The following is a 19,412-nucleotide window of genomic DNA, read 5'->3' on the forward strand; positions in this document are numbered from 1 at the left end:
ATGACCTTAAAAATTGTCGTCGCCACAGGCAACGCTGGCAAACTCGCCGAATTCAGCCAGCTTTTGGGTGAGCGTTTTTCACTGATCAGTCAGCGCGACCTGCAGGTTGAAGAGGCTGAGGAAAACGGCCTGAGCTTTGTTGAGAATGCCCTGATTAAAGCGCGCAATGCCGCCCTGCAAACCGGCCTGCCAGCACTGGCAGATGACTCCGGGCTCTGTGTCGACGCGCTGGGCGGCGCACCCGGCATCTATTCGGCCCGCTATGCCGGTGCCGGCGCGAAAGACGCCGACAACAATGCCAAGCTGCTGCGCGATCTGGCTGACATCCGCCAACGCAAAGCCCATTTCCACTGCGCGCTGGTATTTGTTCGCCACCCGGAAGACCCCGCCCCGATCATTTGCGAGGGCCGCTGGCTGGGTGAGGTTGTGGATACACCACGAGGCGAAAACGGCTTTGGCTACGACCCCCATTTTTTTATCCCCGCGCTAAACAAGTGCGCGGCGGAGTTGCCCCCCGAGCAAAAAAACCGCCTCAGTCACCGCGGCCTCGCCGTTTCTCAGCTGGTGAAGCGCCTGCCCACCGAATTCGGCGGCAGCTAAGCAGCCCCCCGCCACATTGGCTGACCGCCACGCCCGCGAACCGGCGGCTATCTCCGCGTCACAATTGAGCAAAATGGCGGTTTCGAGGTCACAAGGGAATCGCTATGCTGTCACCACTACTGGGTAAACACCTGCCCGCACCACAATAAGGAGTGTAAGCGCATGATGAAATGGATACTGCGCGGCCTATTACTATTGGTCGTTATTATCGTCGCCACAGTGGCCTTTGCACTGGAACCTATCGCCAAGTGGGCGATAGAGAGCGAAGGCAGCAAAGCCGTCGGCGCCAAAGTCAATGTCGACGACGTTGATATCCAGCTCTATCCGACCCATGTCGCCCTGTACGGATTGACCGTCGCCAACCCCAATGAACCGATGAGCAACCTACTGGAAAGCGAGAAGGTGTCGGCCGACGTCGACAGCACGGCGCTGATCAAGCGTCAGTTTATCGCCGATCAGGTTTTATTGTCCGGGTTGCAGATGGCCACCGAACGCAGCACGCCGGGTACCCTCGACGGCAGCATGCCGCCCGCCAAGCCCAAAGAAGAAGGCGGATTGCCCAGCATTGAGCTGCCCGACGCCAATGCCATTATGGCCGAAGAGCAGGCGATTATTCAGGCAGAGGTGGAGGAGATCGAAAACGGCTTCAAAACCCTGGAGGAAAAGTGGCAAGAGAAATCAAAGACGCTTCCTCAACAGGAGCGCCTCGACGAATTTAAAGCGCGCTGGGAGGCACTGAAAGAGAAGAACACCTTTGAGCGCATTGCCGGTGCCAAACAGCTACGCGATGACATCAAAGACGAGCTCAAACAATTCAAAGGGCTGAATAAGGAAATTTCCGCCGACGTGGATACCGCCAAAACCTTAAGTTCACGCGCAGCCCGGCTGCCCGCTGCACAGTCGCAGCGCATTATGAGCAAGTATGGCGTAGACCAAGGCACCGACGGCATGTTGCGCTTCCTGCTGGGTGACGATGCGACAAAGTTCGTGCAGCGCGGCCTAACGCTTTATAAGCAAACGATGGGAGAGCTCGCCGCTAAGGAATCCTCTGCGCCCAGCGAGCCCGCCGGCAGCAGCGAACTGCCCGTCAGCATACTGATTCGCGAAGTGCTGATCGACGGTTACCAAATGGTTGGCGAGCAAAAGCTGGCTTACAACGGAAAAATTGAAAACATAACCGACAAGCTTGAAAAGCCCATTGCCATGAAACTGCAAGGCGGTGTTGAGGAGCAGGCGCAATTGCTCATCGACGGTCTGTTTAAGCAGCAAAATGATGCCATGAGCGCCAACGTAAGCATGACCCTCAAGCAGTTACTGCTGTCAGGTATCGCGCTCTCACAAAGCCCGCAACTGCCGCTCCAGCTCGAGCAGGGGTTGGCCGATATTGCCGCGAACTTCTCTCTCAATGGCGACGACCTTAGCGGCTCGGTAAAAGGCCTGGTCAACCAAGCTAAAATTCTCGTGGCCAGTGCGGGCGACGAAAACCCAACCGCGCAACGCCTGGCTCGCGCGCTGGAGGGTGTCAGCAAGCTGGTGATGGACATGCGCGTGAATGGCAGCGTCGACGACCCCATCGTTAAGCTCAAGTCCAACCTTGACAGCATTTTGGGCGACGTTCTGGGTGAAGAACTGAAGGGCCAACTGAAAGAGCTGGAGGCCTCGCTAAAGTCTGATATTCAAAACAAATACGGCAGCGAGCTCAACCAACTGCAAGAAAAGCGCGAATTGTTGGCCGGTTACAAAGACCTGCTCGGCGACCGCGAAGCGGCAATGGAAGCCTTGATGCAGGAACTGGCGCGCAAAATGCTGTAGCCCTGTGTCATGCTGTAGCCCTACGTTGACCCGGGCCTGCCTTGCACTGACTCATCGAAGCAGGCCCGCTATACTTCCCGGCCCCGTTTAGCCATATTTCGGAACCCCCATGAACAAAGACACTTTGCTCGCGGCCCTGGAGGCCGGCAGCGCCCAATTTACTGATGTTATCGAGTATATCGACACGAACTTCGACTTTACGCCCACGGCTTTTCGCAACGGCGATACGCACAATGCCGCCAACAGCAATAATGGTTCCTGCAAAATTTTTGCCTTTGCCCTGCGCGAAGGGCTGAGCGAGCAGGCCACACTTCAGGCTTTCGGCGACTATTATCGCATCGATGTACTTCAGCACCCCAACGGCGATGATCACGCCAATATCCGCAACTTTATGCGTAGCGGCTGGACCGGCATCGCCTTTGAGGGCGAAGCGCTCACCGCCAAGTAGTCAGTAAGGCTGCAGCCCCCGTCGGTAGGCGCCCGGGCTACGCCCGGTCCAGCGACGAAAGGCGTGGCAGAAATTCGCCGTTTCACTGTAACCAAGGCGCTCAGCAATGGCTTCCAGGCTGAGTGCCGGATCGGCTAAGCATTGTTCGGCCAGCTCCCGGCGCACATCTTCTTGAAGATGTCGAAAACTGTGGCCCTCATCGCGCAGTTGGCGCCGCAATGTGCGCTCGGAAACACCCAAACGGCGGCACACCACTTTGATCCCCGCAAAATGGCTCTCGGCAATCAATTGACGCAAGCGAATCTCGAAGGGCCGCTCACCATGCTGCTGAGCAATCAGGTCCCGGCATTGGCGCACACAGGCGGACCAGGTAATCGGGTTTGCCTGAGGCAGGGGTTTCAGTAATTCCTCGCGATGAATGTGGGCGCGAGTATGCTCCGCCGCCCACTGAATCTGCACGCCGGCCATTCGCTCCAATTCCGCCGCGTAGTCTGGCCTCGGCAAACTGATCTCCACATCAATGACCGGCAATCGTCGACCTGCCGCTTCCGCGGCAATAATCAAAGTGATCACCAAATCACGCTCAATAACGAAGTTTCTCACCGGACCGGCCGGGTAATCAGCATGCACCTCAACCGTGGCAATGTCGCCATCAAGCTTCAGCTCCAGGCCCGCGAAACTGTGGGTGAGCTCGATAAACTCATGAGCCACTTCAAAGGCCTGTATTAAATTTTCGCTGCTGGTCAGCGCCAAGCCCCACACACCAAAGGCGCCGTAGTGGTAGCGCAGGCCAACACGAAACGCCAGGTCGGCACGCGGGTTACTGGCCAGCACATGCTCGATAAAGGCGATTTCCTGCTCCCGACGTATCAACGCGTCGGGCGTTTCCAAAAAGTCCCGAGTCAGGTGAGTGGCGACCAATACGGCATCGGTATCCAGTGCCAGCTCATCGAGCGCCTGGCACAACACGAGTAGCCCCAGCGCGGGGCGCAGCGCATGGTAGTTTGCCGACCCATAATTGTTATTTTTATTCATGATGGCCGAAATTAACAATAATAGAGGTCAGTCGCAACATGGGCAGCTCTAACAAGGCGGACTAAGCTGGGCGAAGATAATAACAAGGCGGAGACCTATCTCATGGCAAACACCACATCTTTCGTGTCGATTACCGACCTTACACAACGCCTGCGCTGGCTGTGGCTAGTCAACGCGACCGTGATGCCCTGGGTATTACTAATTGGCATTATCCCCGCCGAGCTCACCGGCAACGTCGCGTGGCTGATGATCGGCTACCCGCTGTTTTACATCGGCGTCCCCCTGCTCGACCGCTTACTCGGCCAAGATCCGAATAACCATGCAGAAGAGGACGTTCCAGCACTGGAGGCCGACGGCTATTTCAAAGCCGCATTGTTCTGTGCACTCGGCGGCTCTATCGCTGCGCTCTGCGCCGGTATCTATTATGCGTGGTGGGCCGATCTGTCGATCTGGGGTTTGGCAGCACTGTCCGTTTCCTGCATGGGCTTTGGCGGCGGCCTGCTCAATCTGGGCCACGAACTCGGCCACAAGCGCAATCGCAGCGATCGCTGGGCGGCCAGCCTAGCCTTGGGTATCGCCGCGCTGCCGCACTTCAATGTTGAACACAATCGCGGTCACCACCGCTATGTCGCGACACCTGACGATCCCGCCTCATCAAAAATGGGCGAAACCTTCTACCAATTTATTCTCAGGGAGCAGCCTTTAACCTGGTACCGTGGCTGGAAGCTGGAAGCGGAGCGCCTGGCTAAGAAAGGCAAGTCCGTTTTGTCACTGGAAAATGAAATCCTACCCGGCGTGATCATCGGCCTCAGCTTTTTCACGGCGATAGGCCTGCTGTTTGGCCCTGTGATTCTTGGCTTTGCTCTGTTCAGTGCATGGTTGGGACATATGAACCTATCACTGGCCAACTACATTGAGCACTATGGTTTGCTGCGCGGCAAAGACAGCAGTGGCCGCTATGAGCCCCCTCGCCCACAGCATTCCTGGAATCAAAATGCGCTGGTATCAAACCTGTTTACCTTCCAGCTGCAGCGCCACTCTGACCACCATGCACACCCCAGCCGCTCCTACCAATGCCTCCGCCACTTCGACGACGTGCCTCAGCTGCCATGGGGCTATTACGAAATGTTCTTGCTCGCATATATTCCACCACTGTGGTTCAAAGTGATGGATAAACGCGTTATTGAATGGGCCGGCGGAGACCTGGAAAAGATCAATGTGCTGCCAGGCAAACGCGAAAAATACGCTAAGAAATTAACGCTCGCCGCGTAACCGCCTCATAAAAAAGGGGGCCTTTTGCCCCCTTGCTCATCACTACAGCGGCAGGCACTCGCCACCAATGCCCGGCACTTGATCCGGTGCACACAACGGTAACGTCGGCGAGTCATCCGGCTCATCTGAACTGCCGTTACAGGCATCGGCATTGTCGTAACTACTATCAACGACGTCATTGATCCATTGGCTCACCAGCGTAAAGGCGCCGCTGTGGACAGTGCTTCTGGCGATGGGCGGCATCTTCGCTGCCAGGCTGGTGGCCTCGGGCCCTAGCCGATAAGGCAGAATAGACTCCGCGGCACTTCCCGGTACGATGTCATACTCTCGGCCGCCGCGCCCCTCGGTTCCACTGGCAGTCGGCCCCTTACAAATCCCATAGGTGTCATTCACCTCACGGAAGACATCCAGATAGAAGCCGGTATTTTGAGCCAAACCGCGACGGTTGTGGCAGTGGGCGCAGTTGACCTCCAGATAGCTTCGCACCCGGGCTTCGATATCGGCATCGCTATCCGCATCGGCACCGGAGTCGCCGGGAACGTTAAAGATTGGGTTTCTTTCAATATTGGTGATGTAGCTAGTGACTGGATCGAGCTGCAAGCCCGCTGGGCAGTTTTTCATCAGGCCGTTGCGGCACCAATACAAGATCTGGTTTTCACCATTCACCGGGTGTTGCTCAATGCCAGAATTGATCGGCGATTCACTGGCAAACGGGCGATTCAGATTGCGCACTTTGGGCCCGATCGGTGCCGCACCGGTTTCCGCATCGTCATTCGAATGACAGCTCAGACACTGATTCGCATTGGGCAGTAGGTATTCGTCGGTGGCGCCGTTATACAGTTCACCGCTGTTTACATCGTGGTAATTCCACGACACGCTGGCAACCCCTCCGCCCTGGGCGAGGCGGGCAACCCGCTTACCATTTTCCTGCTCCCAGATGTATTCCAAACCGTCCCAGTAAACCTGTTCGCTGCTGGTTTTACGCTTGATCAGCAAACGTGTCTCCACTACCTCTTCGCTGTTGGTGGTTTCATCGGCGAAAGCAAAGCTCTTCGCGATGATTGTTCCCACCGGGAACAGGATCGTTGCATTGCTGCCATCGGCGCCATCTCGGTAAACGGCCTGCTCTCCCTCTGGGATAAACACTGCGCGATACTTGGTGGAGTAGTCGGAAAACAGCTTGCTGTTTAAGACAAATGGCACACCGCGGCCGTTGGGCATGCTCCGAGGATCCTCCGCATCAGCGAATAGCTGATACTGATCCAACTGCGGACAGTTGACGCGGTAGGCCGCTGCGTTGATCTCGCCCGCGGGGGTGGATGCCTCGCACAGTGCGTCGATCTCAGCCTGAGTAGGCGCGGGATCAACGGCGACTGACGGCTCAAACTCAGGAATGACAATAGGCGGTAATAACGGCAAGTTACTGCCGTACTGATCGTCACATTTATGGGGGCTAATATCGGTATCTGCAGCGAAACCCTGCAGCCCCTGCACCACCTCGATAAGGTCATCCGGTGACTCTGGCGGCGCATTAAGCAGTAACTCCAGGCCCTCGGTACCGTGGAAGTTGGCGTAGGCTAAGCTGTCACCATCGAAGTTATTGTCATCATCGATACACGAGAACCACCACTGGGGCTTTTTGCGCTCGACAGTCGCAGTATCAAACTTGTAAGCGTTGTAGCGGCAATCCGGGTTGGGGTAGTGGTTACCGGAGATGGGCTTGCCCTCTTCATCCCGAGGGATAGGCTGGCCTTGATCATCTGTAGGATAGGGGCAATTTTCGTTGTAGCTGTCTGCATAGCCATCCCAAACAATATGCGCGCCGCGGTATTGGCCCGTAGCGGCCGCCACCTTCAAGCCGACCAGCAAAGGAAACGCCGATGTTACCTGCTCGCCCTCTGTCGCCAAGATTGTCGCGAAATCCGGCTGGGGAACATCATTACCGTTGTTCTTAAAGGTATTGTTGAAAATATGCACACCCTCGGTGTACATATCCAGGCGCCGATCACCGGGTGGCCCCATCAACTCGTAGCTGGTGTGTACGATACCCGCTGTGCCGTGATCTTCGAAAACGTTATCGAACACGTCGATTTTATCGTAGCCGAGGGTGATCATACCGACCCCCCGGGGAACGTTTGCAACCAAACTGCCCGGCTCAGCAAAGTTGTACGTGTTATTGTTGCGGGCAATATTTTGATACATGCGCGTGCGGCTGCCGTAGCGAGTTAGGCCATCCAGGTCGTAGATCAGGAAACCGCCGGTATTACACTCGGCAATATTGCCCATGTATTCACCGCCGCGCACGTTCTCGATCTCAAAGCCGAAGACATTAAATGCCGCGCGACTGTTGCGAATGATCGCATTATCGGTCTGACCAACGTAAATCCCGGCATCCGAAGCACCGACAGACTCCGCATTCTCAACCAGGATATTCTGCGAATTGACCGGGTATATACCGTAGCGCCCCGACAGAATACTGACGGTGTAATCCGGCGATGTGGTATCGGTTTCAGTGGGGTTTGGGTTATTCGGGTTATGCCGCGCCGGATCGGTACAGGCAACCTGGAGCTTTTCTCGGTAATTTTCTGCCGTCACCGGGTCTTCGTCGGCGGTATTGCGGCCACTCGACCAAAAGGCCCTCACCCGACGCAGGGTGCCGTGATCAACCCCCTGAAGCTTAAAAGCGTCGCCCGGCGAGTCCAGAACGGTGAGGTCCTCGACAACCACCCCGCGGACCGTATTGGCTAAAAAGCCCTCTTGCGAGCTACTCTCCTTGAAGGACAGGATCGTTTCGTTCATCCCCTGGCCTTTGATGTGAATATTTTCCGTGGAGGAAATCTGCAGCCCTGAGCGCAGCTCAAAGTAACCTTCGCTAAATTCGATAGTGTCACCGGGGCGGGCGGCGATCATCGCCGTCACCATATCATTGGTGGCGGACTCTCCCGGCTCAATGACAAACGTTCGGCCGACAACGGGCTCCTGGTCACCGCCACCATTGTCGCCCGGAACATCGCCCGAGCCACCCGACGAACTCGAACCGGAGCCCCCACACCCTGTCAGCGCCGTTAATAATAAAAGTATTCCCGCGAGATACCGCATCATCACTCACTACCTATGGCCAATATAGTTATTCTCATTAATGCATTAGGTGTGCCATAGCAGCTACATCTGCACACCTCAGCAGCAATTTGCCCGAAAGGCTATCAGATACCCACTAATACATAAATTAATAAATTGATGCCGTAGAGGACTGAAAGAAGAAAAATGCGGATAAAAAAAGGGGCCTAAAAAGGCCCCGTAAATTTGGTGTCATCGTATTCGATCACCGCCGCCCATTTCGGCAGTGTCCCGTCATGTGATGTCACCCGTCCCAAAACTGCGACGGCACATCCTTGCTCCAGCTTACTGACGCGTATCAATATCCTTTGCATCGCCGTTTTCTTGCGCACTCGCCGCTTTAACGCTGCGCACCGGCATCAAAGAGTGCCAGGCAACAAGCGCGACTGCGAACGCAAGTAAAAATAGTCCGGGTGTCATAACGGTATACCTTGTTCTCGCTCGGATTCGCCGATTTTCGGCGTTTGTTATACGTTAGACGAGCAGGAAATAATTGGTATACGCAGTTACCACAGTCCAGAGAGTAGGATTGTTACATGCCTCTCGCACAGCGGCAAGCCACTGCGCGAGAGAGAGCGCCCCTACCAGCGATAGCTGGCTTGTAAGGCGAAAGTGCGGGGGTTGTTGATCAAACCGTGGTGCGTGGTCGCCCCGGTGATGGTTTTCGCGGTGGGCGCATCAACACCGTAGACAACGATCAGCTCATCACTGAGGTTTTTACCCAGCAGGGCCAGTTCCCAATCGCCTTCGATAGAGGAGATTGCCAAGCGGCCGTTATAGGTAATGTACGCTTCTTGCTTAATACGGTTATCCATATTCGGCGAGGGGTGGTACTCGTCGGTGAAAATCGCATCCACGTTGGCGCGGAACATCAGGAAATCCCACAGCGGGCGCTCGTACGACAGCAACAAGTTACCGGAGTAGTCGGCAACATACTGGTTGGTCTTGCCGCTGTAGTCACAGTTGATGCCATTGGGGTTGTCCGGAATTTGATCCTGAACACAGGTACCGAACTTGTGGTCCTGGAACTCGAAATCAAGGAAGGCCAAACCACCGGCAAGCATCAGGTTCTCGGTCAATGCCATCCGGCCGTCCAACTCGATACCCTGTGAGATTGCGCTCGCCGCGTTACCCACGTTGAAGCCAAGGGTGCCGTCAAAGACACTGACCTGCAGGTTGTCGAATTCGGTGCGGAATAGCGCAACGTTCAGCTCTGCGGCGCCATCGAGCAGTGTCGACTTAAAGCCCAGTTCGTAACTCAATGCTTCCTCTTCTTCGAATTCGAAGCTACCGATCAGCACTTGCTGGTTAGTGCCTGTTGGCGCATTGGGATTGATCGGCGTGGGATCAGCGCTGGGTGAAGAATTCGAACGAGCGTCGAAGCCACCGGACTTGAAGCCCTTACTTGCCGTGAAGTACGCCATCAACTCATCGGTGGCATCCCACTGGAAGTTGATCGACGGTGCGAATTGCAGCTCTTCGCGCTCGCCCTTGAGGTCGTGACGCTCGGCAGCGAAGCTGACCGCAGCAGCCGTATCCACCTCACCAATAGGCTGGATAGAGCCATCGTCTAAGGCAAAGTTCAGGTTACGCGATGCTTCTTTATTCTCCCAGGTTAGGCGGCCACCCAAGGTCATGCGGAAAGTGTCCGCCATATTCCAAGTGGTTTGCAGGAAGGTCGACGCGATGCTCGATTCGCTGTAGAAGTTACGTGGGGTACGAATACCGCGCAGTGCGTTACCGGCATCACCCACACCCAACAACTCGAAGCCTGTTGCACCGGCTAGTGGGTCGAGGTCACCGCGTGCACCACCTTCCAGCAAATCGGCCGCGTTAACAAGCTGCGGGATAATATCTGAGGGGAGGTAGAGCGAATCGAAGAAGTCCAGCTCGCTGTACTGGAAGTAGGCACCACCAATAAATTCAAAGGTCTCGCCAGCGGGCGAGATCCAGCGGAACTCCTGGCTGAACTGCTTGTATTCTTCCTGGAACTCTACCTGGAACAGCGGAGCACCGGTAAAGTCACAGTCACAGTCTTCGTCGTACTCATAACCCATGATGCCGGTAATGGACGTGAACTGATGGTCGTCACGATACCAATCCAGGTTAGCGGTAAAGTTGTAGGTATCGTTGTAACTAAAGTCGCCATTGCTGTGGCGCTTGCGATCTGCTTTGTTGTTCAGTACGCCTTCATCCGAGTCGATATCAACCAAGGAGCCATTCGGCTGCAATTGAAGAATATTGAGAATTGGCGCCGGCAGAAGACCAACCAAACCACCCAGTCCACCCACGTCAGGAAAGACGGTACGATCCATAATCTCGCCGTAGGTACGTCCCTGGAACAGGAATACATCGGAGTTGGACTCGTAGTTAGTGATGATTTCCGAGTTTCGGCCCACCACGTCGAAGCTACCCGCTTCAACTTTAAACATCGCCGTAACGTTATCGGTGACATCCCAGCCTAGCTTCAAGCGGAATGTTTCTTCATCGCGCTGCGCTTCGTCGCGATCCAGGACGAGGTTTTCCATAAAACCATCGAGTTCGCGCTTACGCGCAGCGAAGCGGTAAGACCAGCGGTCACTGATGGGGCCACTGACAACCAAATCGACAATGCGCTCGTTTTGGTCTGGCTCGTAGGTAACCTGAACGTTCCCCTCAAAATCTTCGGTGGGATCCGCTGTTTTGATGTTAATCGCACCAGCGATGCTGTTTTTACCTAGCAGGATATTCTGCGGCCCGCGCAGCACTTCCACCCGAGATAAGTCCAAGAATGGTGCACGCGCCAACTGAGCGCGGCCAAAGTAGATACCATCGACATACATACCTACCGACTGCTCAAAGCCCTGGTTCTCACCAGAGCCGATACCGCGAATGTAAATATCGGTACCGATGCCGGACTCAGACATAGTAAAGTTAGGGACATAGGCCTGCAGGTCTTCTATCTTCGCCAGGCCCGCCTCCATCATTTTCTCACCACCAATGGCGCTCACCGATACCGGCACGTCTTGCAGGCTCTGCTCGCGCAGTTGAGCGGTGACGACAACCTCTTCTAGCACCGGCGCTGCATGGGCGAGACCACCCACCAAGCTTAACGGTAATAAGGCGCTGATCCGTTTCTTCATTGTGACCCTCGTTTTTCAAGAAGTTAAAGCTGTTACCGAGCTCCACGAAAACCCGGCGATATTGTTGTTATCGGTAAGGCGGCAAGAATGTTGTTTTCCTGTTTTTTTACTTGGACGTTCGCTCTCGGCGAATTATGCTCTCGCTCTCTGCAAACCGAACCTCTATAGCATCCCGCAGGGTGAAGCATGCACAATCTTCATGTGCATACCATTGGCATGAATTACTTTTTTTTAATTTTTTTCAGTCAACGCAAAGAAATTACCCTCAAATTCCGCAAATAACGGCGACGTTTAGTGGAAAATTACCCACAGCACTCCGATTTTTCAGCCGCTGTCCTCTGCAACCTGAGGGTGCAGGCCCGACACAAGATGAAGGTCTCGCTGCGGGAATGGCACCGTAATACCCGCCTCATTCAGCGCGGTATCCAAGGCCCATAGGTAGGCAGAGCGCGTTGAGCTTTGCTGCGCAGCAAATTCAGGCTTAACCCAAACTAACAGCTCAAAATCCAAGCTTGAATCGCCAAAACCTTTCATTTGAAGGGTGGGTTGATGCGACGGCGAATCCAACAGGGTCTGATGCTGCGCCGCTACCGCTGCCAACACAACCTCTCGCAGGCGTTCTTTATCGGTTCCGTAGGCAACGCCAAAGGGAATACGCAGGCGACAGAAGTTATTGCTCAATGTAAAGTTGGTCACCTTACCGTTCACAAACTCCGAGTTCGGCACCACCACTTCTGCGTTTTCTAGAGTCGTAATTAAGGTTGCCCGAACGCGGATTTCGCTGACCACGCCAATCACACCGCTCTCCAGCTGAACGTAGTCACCGACCTTTAGTGAACGCTCGACCAAAATGATCAAACCGGAAACAAAATTACTGAATATCGCCTGAAGCCCAAAGCCAATACCCACAGACAGCGCAGAGGCAACCAGGGCCAGCTTAGAAAAGTCGATACCGACAACAGAGAGTGCGAAAAAACTGCCCAACACCAGCACGACATAGTGCGTTAAGCGTTCCATGGTGTAGAGGGAGCTGGGACTCAAACCACTGCGCCGCGAGGCAATACCCCTAAGGCTTCGACGCAGTGTTTTGGAAATCACCAGCGCAGCAACGACAATCACTGCCCCGGCGAGCAATGTCCCCAGTGTAATGGGCCGCTCACCCAGCGTGATAAGCGGGTAGTTCAAACTACTCTGGACGTTCAGTAGAAAGGCTTCAGGGCTAATAGCGTGTTCCTCACCAGCAAGTACCGCCACGGCAACTTGTTAGATATATAGCGCAGTTGGCGAATTCTACCAGCGATTGACGCTAGCGGCGCCAGCTAATTGTTGCCCCCCACACCACCGGCATAGCGGTATAACGACCGATGGTATCGAGCTGGTTGGTCACGTTATTGTAGTAGTACTCATCGGTAATGTTGCGCCCCCACAGCTGCACCTTCCAAGGCCCCGCCAGCGGCGCAAAGCCTAAGCGCGCATTGATTACCGTATAATCTTCCATGAAAAAGCGTGGATCTTTCTGCAAAGAGGCATTGGTCTCTCCCCGATAGCTCAGATCGCCACCTACGGAGAGCTCATAGTCGTCGAACAGCGGCAAGGTGTATTCAGCAACAACGGAGTATTCCCATTGCGGGCTGTAATTAAAGGGCTTGCCGCTGAAGTCAAACTCTTCACCGTTGCGATCGCCACTGATGAACTCTTCTACTTCAGTGTCCAGATAGGAGGCCTGAAGGGCGAGGAACAGGCCCGCGAAGGGTGTCATTTTCAAGTCCAGCTCAGCGCCGCGCACGGAGGATTTGGGCGCATTGCGGAGCGCTGGCAACGCCCCGAAAATCGGGTCGCGAAAGTTCGTTACCAGCTGCTTGTCTCGGTAGCGGTAGTCGAATACCGAGGCATTCAATTGCATGCGCTCAAATAAGCGCAACTTCGTTCCCAGCTCTATAGCATCCAGGCGTTCCTGCGTCGCAGGCGCATACTGCACCGAGTCCGAAATATTGATCAGCGGGAAGCTTCCCGACTTGTAGCCCCGACTCAAGCCCAAAAACACCAGCTTCTCCGGCGCGAACTCCCAGTCCACGGCGATGCGCCCGGACACGTTGTCCTCGTGCAGCTCACCAAAAAACCGGCCGGGGCGACGTGTTTCGCTGTCGAGGGTAAAACACCCACCGCGCTCTGCTCTGCCCGGTGCATAACCGGCCATCGGCGCCTGCGCCAAGCTGATCAGCGTTATCGCATTGGCCAAGCCTATCCCTCTGTTCTGGGCTCCCGGTGCTTCCTGATCTGCACCGGGGTTGTCCTCCACATCAACATCGCGGGAGCAACCGTTAAACTCACGCAGCTCGTCGGTATAGCGCGCACCAAGAGTCAGCTTCCAGTCCTCAGCGAATTGCCACTCGGTGTTGGCAAAAATCGCCGCCACTTCTGCCGTTTGATTCCCACCAAAGCCGGAGCGATTGTCCAGCAGTGCAAAGCCGTCACCGAGAAGGCCGCCCAGCGGGCCAACCGGGAAGACGATACTGACGTTTTCGTGGTGAAGACGCTGGAACTCATCGACTTCGTCCTCACTGTAGTTCACGCCTAACTGCCAAAACAGGTCGTCACCCAATTCGCCGGAAAAACGGAGTTCCGCGTTGTAAAAATCGCTTGTTGCGAACACATTTCGTTCTGTATTCACGGTATCCAGACCCGACTGGGGAATAAAGCTACCGTCAGACTCAAACCGACCCGCCGATAGCAACAGCACCATATCGTGGCGCTCGTCCAACTGATAATCCAGGCGCAGCCCACCCGAGACAAAGCTATCGTTCAGGCGAAAGTTCAGCCCATTGTTCGGCCAGTCGGCCGCTTGAGCATCGTCAGTATCCGGATCATTAACGGGGTAATTAGCCACGTCAGGGTGCAGGCCAAAATCGCCGAGGATGGCGTTTTGCGACTCAATGGCAATGACCTGAAGCGCTTGCGGTTCTGAGCGATCGCGCCAGCCCGACAGGTGGGCATTCACGCTCCATTGCTCGCCGCCTTCCCAGCGCAGCGACAACCGCGCGGCATCGCGATCAATCTCTCCTAAACGGTCGTAGCCGAAGCGGTCATATTCATTGCCGGGGTCGCGCCCCGTTTTGCCATTGTAGGCATCACTGCCCGCATAGCGCGTGCGGCTGCGCTGCCAACCCTCTCCCGATTGCGTGGTGGTATAAGCCAGTCGCGCGAACACGGTATCGGTGACCGGGCCCGACACAAAACCCTCGGCAGCCAGCGTATCGAAACGGCTGTAACTGAGGTCGCCGCCGTACTCGAATTCTTCACTGGGCTTATTGGCAATATAATTGATCGCGCCACCAGTGGTATTGCGGCCGTAGAGCGTGCCCTGCGGGCCTTTCAATACCTCAACGCGCGCCAGATCGAGGTTGCTGCCTTTGCTCATTACCGGGAACGGCAGATTGAACTCGTCAACGTACACACCCACTGTGGCGCTGGCAGTCTGGCTGTTTTCGTTAAAGCCGACCCCACGCAGGGTATAAATAGGAACGTTAAACCCGCCATCCGCGTAGGAAAACCCTGGCAGCAAGCGACCCAGGTCGCGCGTATCGGCCACACCGAGGGCAGTCAAATCTTCGCCGGTGTAGGTGGCAATCGCCAGCGGGATACTGTTGGCCCCTTCCTCTTTCTTCTGGGCGGTGACGATAATTTCTTCAATGTCCAAGCCCCGACTGGGCGTCACCGCCTGGGCCTGTTCGCTCAGACCAAATGCGACAAGGAATAAAAACTTAGGAAGCAGAGAGGGCGTTTGACGAGCCACAAAAATCACCTTTTGCTAACACCGCGACGGTTGCGCGGCATAAAATGACGCGAATGCTAGCAAAATGTGTCGTAAAGCTGGATTTTTTATATAGACCGAAGCGTTATATCCATATAACTAATTCTCGGCTAGGCGATTCGTGGCACTGCGCCATTGCCGCAGAAAGGAATCTCGCTGATCCTCACTAATCGCCGCTCGTCCCAGCCACACGCTCAAGATCACCTGCGCAGCCTGTGCGTCAGCCAGGGTGCCAAGGTGAGCCTCGTTGTGATGCAAACTCAAGCCAACACCGGGCTGCCAGCTGAGCCGGTACTTGTCTCCCTTTTCAACACCGAGATACCAACTATTAAAGGTATCGATAGCGCGACGATGAGGTGCTAACTCCTCCTCGCTATAGCCGTCCGCCAAGCTGTCATCAGTCAATTTGCGAAAACGCTCGGCAGACACCGACAAGCCGTAGCGAATAATAATTTGCTTGGCATAGCTGGGCGTAAGAATGTCTCCCTCCGCGGGCATCGCTTGCTCACCGTCCACCTGTAACTCAGTGTAGGTAATTTCCTTCCAGAGCAATTTATAGGTGTCAGCGGCCACTGTTTGCCAGTTCAAGGCCTGGGCAGTCCCCGCCACCCCGGCAAGCAGGGTCATTACCACTACAAATCGCCAACCGCCTGCTAATTTACGCATCGTGCACCTCTTCGCTTAAGTAACGCAGCTGTTTGCGTCCGAGTAAGAAAAACACTACCAGCTTCAATACCACCGGCGCCGCAACATAAGCCGCCGTGATCGCCCAATCAGGCGGCACCGACGCTAATTCTGGTTCAAGCTGGCTACCCAGCCATAAATAGCCCACACCAACAGCCAGCCCCATCGCCGCCTTACCCAGCATGCTCCACAGTGCAAATAGACTGGCCGCGATCGCGGTATTCGGTTTTTCTGCCATCAGCTTCTTTGCCAGACCTGTCTGCATCGCTGAGGGAATTGCCTGATCCGCACCGAGCATCAAACCGGTGCCCACACTAATCGATATAAACCAGTACGCATCGCCTGCCCCAAGCAGTATGGCAAAGCTAAATAAAACCGCCGACAGCACCAACCCGAGGCGCCAACAGAACAAGCTACCCCACCGCCGCGCGAGACCGTACCACAGCGGCACGGCAAGCAGACCCGCGAGGAAATAGCTCAGTAGCGCGGCCGGAATCATTGCCTCGGCCTCCAACACCTCGCGCACAAACAGCACCAGCACGGTACCGGGAATCGCATTCGCCAACATGTTTAAAAACCAGGGTACCGCCAATGCCGACACGCGCGGCTCGGCCAACAGATGGCGAAAAGGTGCCGCTTCAGTGCCCGGCGGCGGGCGATGACTGCCCTGATATAAAACTGCCACCAAAAGCAGGAGAAGCATGAAAGCCGCCACCGTAATCAGGTACTCCGGTGCAAACACCGCGGGCGCCAACATGGCCAGTAGCGTGCCAAACAGCAACATGGCCTCTCGCGCGCTATTAAACGCTAAACGCTGGTCGTCATCCCGGCTAAGCGTCACTGGTAGCGCAAGCCAGGGCACCGTAATCAGCGTCCACCCCAGCATCAACACTACTAATGCCAGCAGCAGGCTAACCGTCGGCCAAGGATGAGGCAGGAATAACAGCGAGGCCGCACTCAGTGTCATCAGCACCCAGCCAGCGAGCCACAATATTCTTCGCGCACCGAGCCGGTCTACCAGCGCGCCAACGGGCAAATCTGTGACAACATCGGCAAGTCGCGCTAAAAAGAAGACCGCTCCGACTAAGGCATAACCATAATTGCCCTGCTCAGCCAGCCACAATGGCACGTAAATGTAAAAGGGCAGCCCAAGGGCGGACAGGGGCAAGCCGGGCAAGGCATAGCGAAACAGCCTTCGGGATTGGGACATGCTAGTATCTCCTTAGATCGCTGAGCACGGACCGGCACAGCCAACACCCTGTTAATCATTTCCCGAAGTCCGTATAAAGTGACATATGAACAAGGAAAAGTGATCGCAACAGTGAGGGAATACGTAACTAATAACTCATAAGATCAGAATTGCCCGCACTATGACAATCAAACAAAGCATCGCCATTATCGGCTCAGGTATTTCGGGGCTGAGCTGTGCCTGGCTTCTGCAACGCAGTGGCCACGCCATCACCGTATTTGAAAAAGACGATCGCCTGGGCGGTCACAGTAACACCGTGGAAATCTCCACAACCGCGGGCACCACGGCGGTGGACACCGGCTTCATCGTGTTCAACGACAAGTGCTACCCCAACCTTGTTAACCTTTTCAAGCAGCTCGGCGTCGACAGCCTCGCCACAGACATGTCATTCGGCGTGTCGCTTGACGACGGCAGACTCGAATACAGCGGCTCGAACTCACTGGCCACTATGTTCGCGCAAAAGCGCAACCTGCTGCGCCCTCGCTTTTGGAAAATGCTCTCGGACTTGCTGCGTTTCTACCGAGAAAGCGAAAACTGGATGGAAACTTTGCCTGACAGCATGTCGCTGGGAGAACTACTGAAACGAGAGCGCTTCGGTGCGGGTTTCTGCGACGACCACTTACTGCCAATGGGTGCCGCCATCTGGTCAACGCCGGTAAACCAAATGCTCGCCTATCCGGCCAAAACATTCCTGCGCTTTTGTGAAAACCACGGATTGCTGCAGGTAAAAAATCGGCCGACGTGGCGTACCGTGGTTGGCGGTTCAATCGAGTATGTGAAACGGCTGTCTGCGCCGTTCGAGCAGCACATCAAGCTCAACTGCGGCGTTTCCCGCGTTGACCGTTTCGAGGACCACGTGATTGTTGTCAATGACTCTGGAGAGTCTCATCGCTTTGATCAGGTGGTCTTTGCCTGCCACGCCGATCAGGCGCTCGCGATGCTCAGCCAAAGCAGCCAGGCGGAGCGCAAGACGCTCGGCGCCTTCCGTTACGAGGAGAATCGCGCAGTGTTGCATTGCGATCCTCGTTTGCTCCCCAAGCGGCCGACTGTTTGGTCAAGCTGGAATTACATGGGAGACCGCCAGCAAGGTGAAACCAAGGTCTCGGTAAGTTACTGGATGAACGCCCTGCAGCATTTACCATGCGCAGAGCCCATCGTCGTCTCGTTGAACCCGTTGACCGAGCCCCGCGCTCGCCACGTTTTTCGCGAGTTCAGCTATCAGCACCCGGTATTCGATGGCAAGGCACTGGCAGCGCAAACAGACCTCTGGGCATTGCAAGGTCAGCAACGCAGCTGGTTCTGCGGCAGTTATTTTGGCTACGGCTTCCATGAGGATGGCATCCAATCGGGGCTCGCAGTGGCAGAGCGCCTCGGTGGCGGCCTGCGCCCCTGGCAGGTAAAACCGGAGGACGATCGTATCAATCTGCCGCTGCCTGTTGAGGTTAGCAGTTCAGCAGCATGAGTGACGCAAGCAGCGCCCTGTATCGAGGCGAAGTGCTCCACCATCGCTTTCGGCCAGTAAAGCACCGCTTTCGCTACCGTATCGACAGCTTTCTGTTTGACCTGGATAAACTCGAGCAAGACGCCTCGCGCTGTCGCCTGCTGTCGGTGAACCGGTTTAACCTGTTTAGCTTCCACTATCGTGACTTCGGCGCTGGCGATGGCCGGGCGCCTAAAGACTACCTCCAACAAACGCTTCGCGAGCACGGTATTGAGGAGCCACTCTATCGTGCAGAATTATTGTGCTACCCGCGCATCCTTGGCTACACCTTTAACCCCCTCAGCGTTTACTACTGCTACAACGCCAGTAATGACATCTTCGCGGTGCTGTACGAGGTCAGCAACACCTTCGGGCAGCGTCATAGCTACTTAATTACTGCCACAGGTGACGGCCAGAAAGAGATTATTCGTCAGCGTTGCGATAAAGCGTTTTACGTTTCACCCTTTATTCCTATGGAGGCAACTTACCACTTCCGGCTGCGCAAACCAGGCCCCCGATTGGCTGTTGCAATACGTGAGACCGAGGGCGGCAAAGCGCTGTTGCACGCTGTATTTCAGGGTGTTCGCCATACACTAAACGACTGGAATTTATTGGGCAGTTTCTTCCGCCTGCCGTTCATGACCGCCAGCGTGATGGTTGCCATTCACTGGCAGGCGCTTAAGCTCTATATCAAGGGTATGCGAATACTTCCCCGCCCCGCTGAACCAAAACACCCTGTCTCTCGTAATGATTCGTAAACCATAAACGTAATCGTTAACGGG

At 55.4% G+C, this 19,412-nt stretch carries 14 protein-coding genes; 6 read left to right on the forward strand and 8 right to left on the reverse strand.

The window, feature by feature from the left end; translation table 11 throughout:
• From rdgB to HNR64_RS01170, 3 genes are all read left to right on the forward strand, one after another.
• Entirely contained in the window at positions 1 to 600 is a 600-nt protein-coding gene (gene rdgB, locus HNR64_RS01160) for an RdgB/HAM1 family non-canonical purine NTP pyrophosphatase (protein ID WP_204994788.1), read from the forward strand.
• A 162-nt stretch (positions 601 to 762) separates the two neighbouring features.
• Complete coding sequence (locus HNR64_RS01165; RefSeq protein WP_204994789.1) at positions 763 to 2,412, forward strand: TIGR03545 family protein; 1,650 nt, start codon at positions 763 to 765, stop codon at positions 2,410 to 2,412.
• 109 nt (positions 2,413 to 2,521) lie between these two features.
• Positions 2,522 to 2,860 (forward strand): HopJ type III effector protein, encoded by a 339-nt coding sequence (locus HNR64_RS01170; RefSeq protein WP_204994790.1) that lies wholly within the window; start codon positions 2,522 to 2,524, stop codon positions 2,858 to 2,860.
• Here HNR64_RS01170 and HNR64_RS01175 read toward each other — a convergent pair whose 3' ends face one another.
• On the reverse strand, positions 2,861 to 3,895 hold the full coding sequence (locus HNR64_RS01175) for an AraC family transcriptional regulator (protein ID WP_204994791.1): 1,035 nt from the start codon (positions 3,893 to 3,895) through the stop codon (positions 2,861 to 2,863).
• Positions 3,896 to 3,997: 102 nt separating this feature from the next.
• Here HNR64_RS01175 and HNR64_RS01180 point away from each other — a divergent pair, with 102 nt between their 5' ends.
• Positions 3,998 to 5,167, forward strand: a complete 1,170-nt coding sequence (locus HNR64_RS01180) for an alkane 1-monooxygenase (RefSeq protein WP_204994792.1) — start codon at positions 3,998 to 4,000, stop codon at positions 5,165 to 5,167.
• A gap of 42 nt (positions 5,168 to 5,209) precedes the next feature.
• Here HNR64_RS01180 and HNR64_RS01185 read toward each other — a convergent pair whose 3' ends face one another.
• The 7 genes from HNR64_RS01185 to HNR64_RS01210 form a co-directional block, all read right to left on the reverse strand.
• Entirely contained in the window at positions 5,210 to 8,269 is a 3,060-nt protein-coding gene (locus HNR64_RS01185) for a parallel beta-helix domain-containing protein (RefSeq protein WP_204994793.1), read from the reverse strand.
• A 300-nt stretch (positions 8,270 to 8,569) separates the two neighbouring features.
• On the reverse strand, positions 8,570 to 8,704 hold the full coding sequence (locus tag HNR64_RS17295) for a hypothetical protein (protein ID WP_275587286.1): 135 nt from the start codon (positions 8,702 to 8,704) through the stop codon (positions 8,570 to 8,572).
• A 161-nt stretch (positions 8,705 to 8,865) separates the two neighbouring features.
• Entirely contained in the window at positions 8,866 to 11,406 is a 2,541-nt protein-coding gene (locus HNR64_RS01190; protein WP_204994794.1) for a TonB-dependent receptor, read from the reverse strand.
• Between the two features lie 324 nt (positions 11,407 to 11,730).
• Positions 11,731 to 12,660: a mechanosensitive ion channel domain-containing protein gene (locus HNR64_RS01195; protein ID WP_204994795.1), complete on the reverse strand. Its 930-nt coding sequence runs from the start codon at positions 12,658 to 12,660 to the stop codon at positions 11,731 to 11,733.
• A 52-nt stretch (positions 12,661 to 12,712) separates the two neighbouring features.
• Positions 12,713 to 15,199, reverse strand: a complete 2,487-nt coding sequence (locus tag HNR64_RS01200; protein WP_204994796.1) for a TonB-dependent receptor — start codon at positions 15,197 to 15,199, stop codon at positions 12,713 to 12,715.
• Positions 15,200 to 15,316: 117 nt separating this feature from the next.
• Entirely contained in the window at positions 15,317 to 15,883 is a 567-nt protein-coding gene (locus HNR64_RS01205) for a chalcone isomerase family protein (protein ID WP_204994797.1), read from the reverse strand.
• The gene (locus HNR64_RS01210; protein ID WP_204994798.1) at positions 15,876 to 17,111 is read right to left on the reverse strand and encodes an MFS transporter; all 1,236 of its coding nucleotides are present in this window, start codon (positions 17,109 to 17,111) and stop codon (positions 15,876 to 15,878) included. The genes HNR64_RS01205 and HNR64_RS01210 overlap by 8 nt, the downstream gene beginning before the upstream one ends.
• A 160-nt stretch (positions 17,112 to 17,271) precedes the next feature.
• Between HNR64_RS01210 and HNR64_RS01215 the strand changes: the two genes are divergently transcribed.
• Positions 17,272 to 18,612: an NAD(P)/FAD-dependent oxidoreductase gene (locus tag HNR64_RS01215; protein ID WP_204994799.1), complete on the forward strand. Its 1,341-nt coding sequence runs from the start codon at positions 17,272 to 17,274 to the stop codon at positions 18,610 to 18,612.
• The gene (locus HNR64_RS01220; protein ID WP_204994800.1) at positions 18,609 to 19,388 is read left to right on the forward strand and encodes a DUF1365 domain-containing protein; all 780 of its coding nucleotides are present in this window, start codon (positions 18,609 to 18,611) and stop codon (positions 19,386 to 19,388) included. The genes HNR64_RS01215 and HNR64_RS01220 overlap by 4 nt, the downstream gene beginning before the upstream one ends.
• Positions 19,389 to 19,412: the final 24 nt, after the last annotated feature.

The organism is Spongiibacter marinus (assembly GCF_016906995.1).
Lineage (GTDB): Bacteria > Pseudomonadota > Gammaproteobacteria > Pseudomonadales > Spongiibacteraceae > Spongiibacter > Spongiibacter marinus.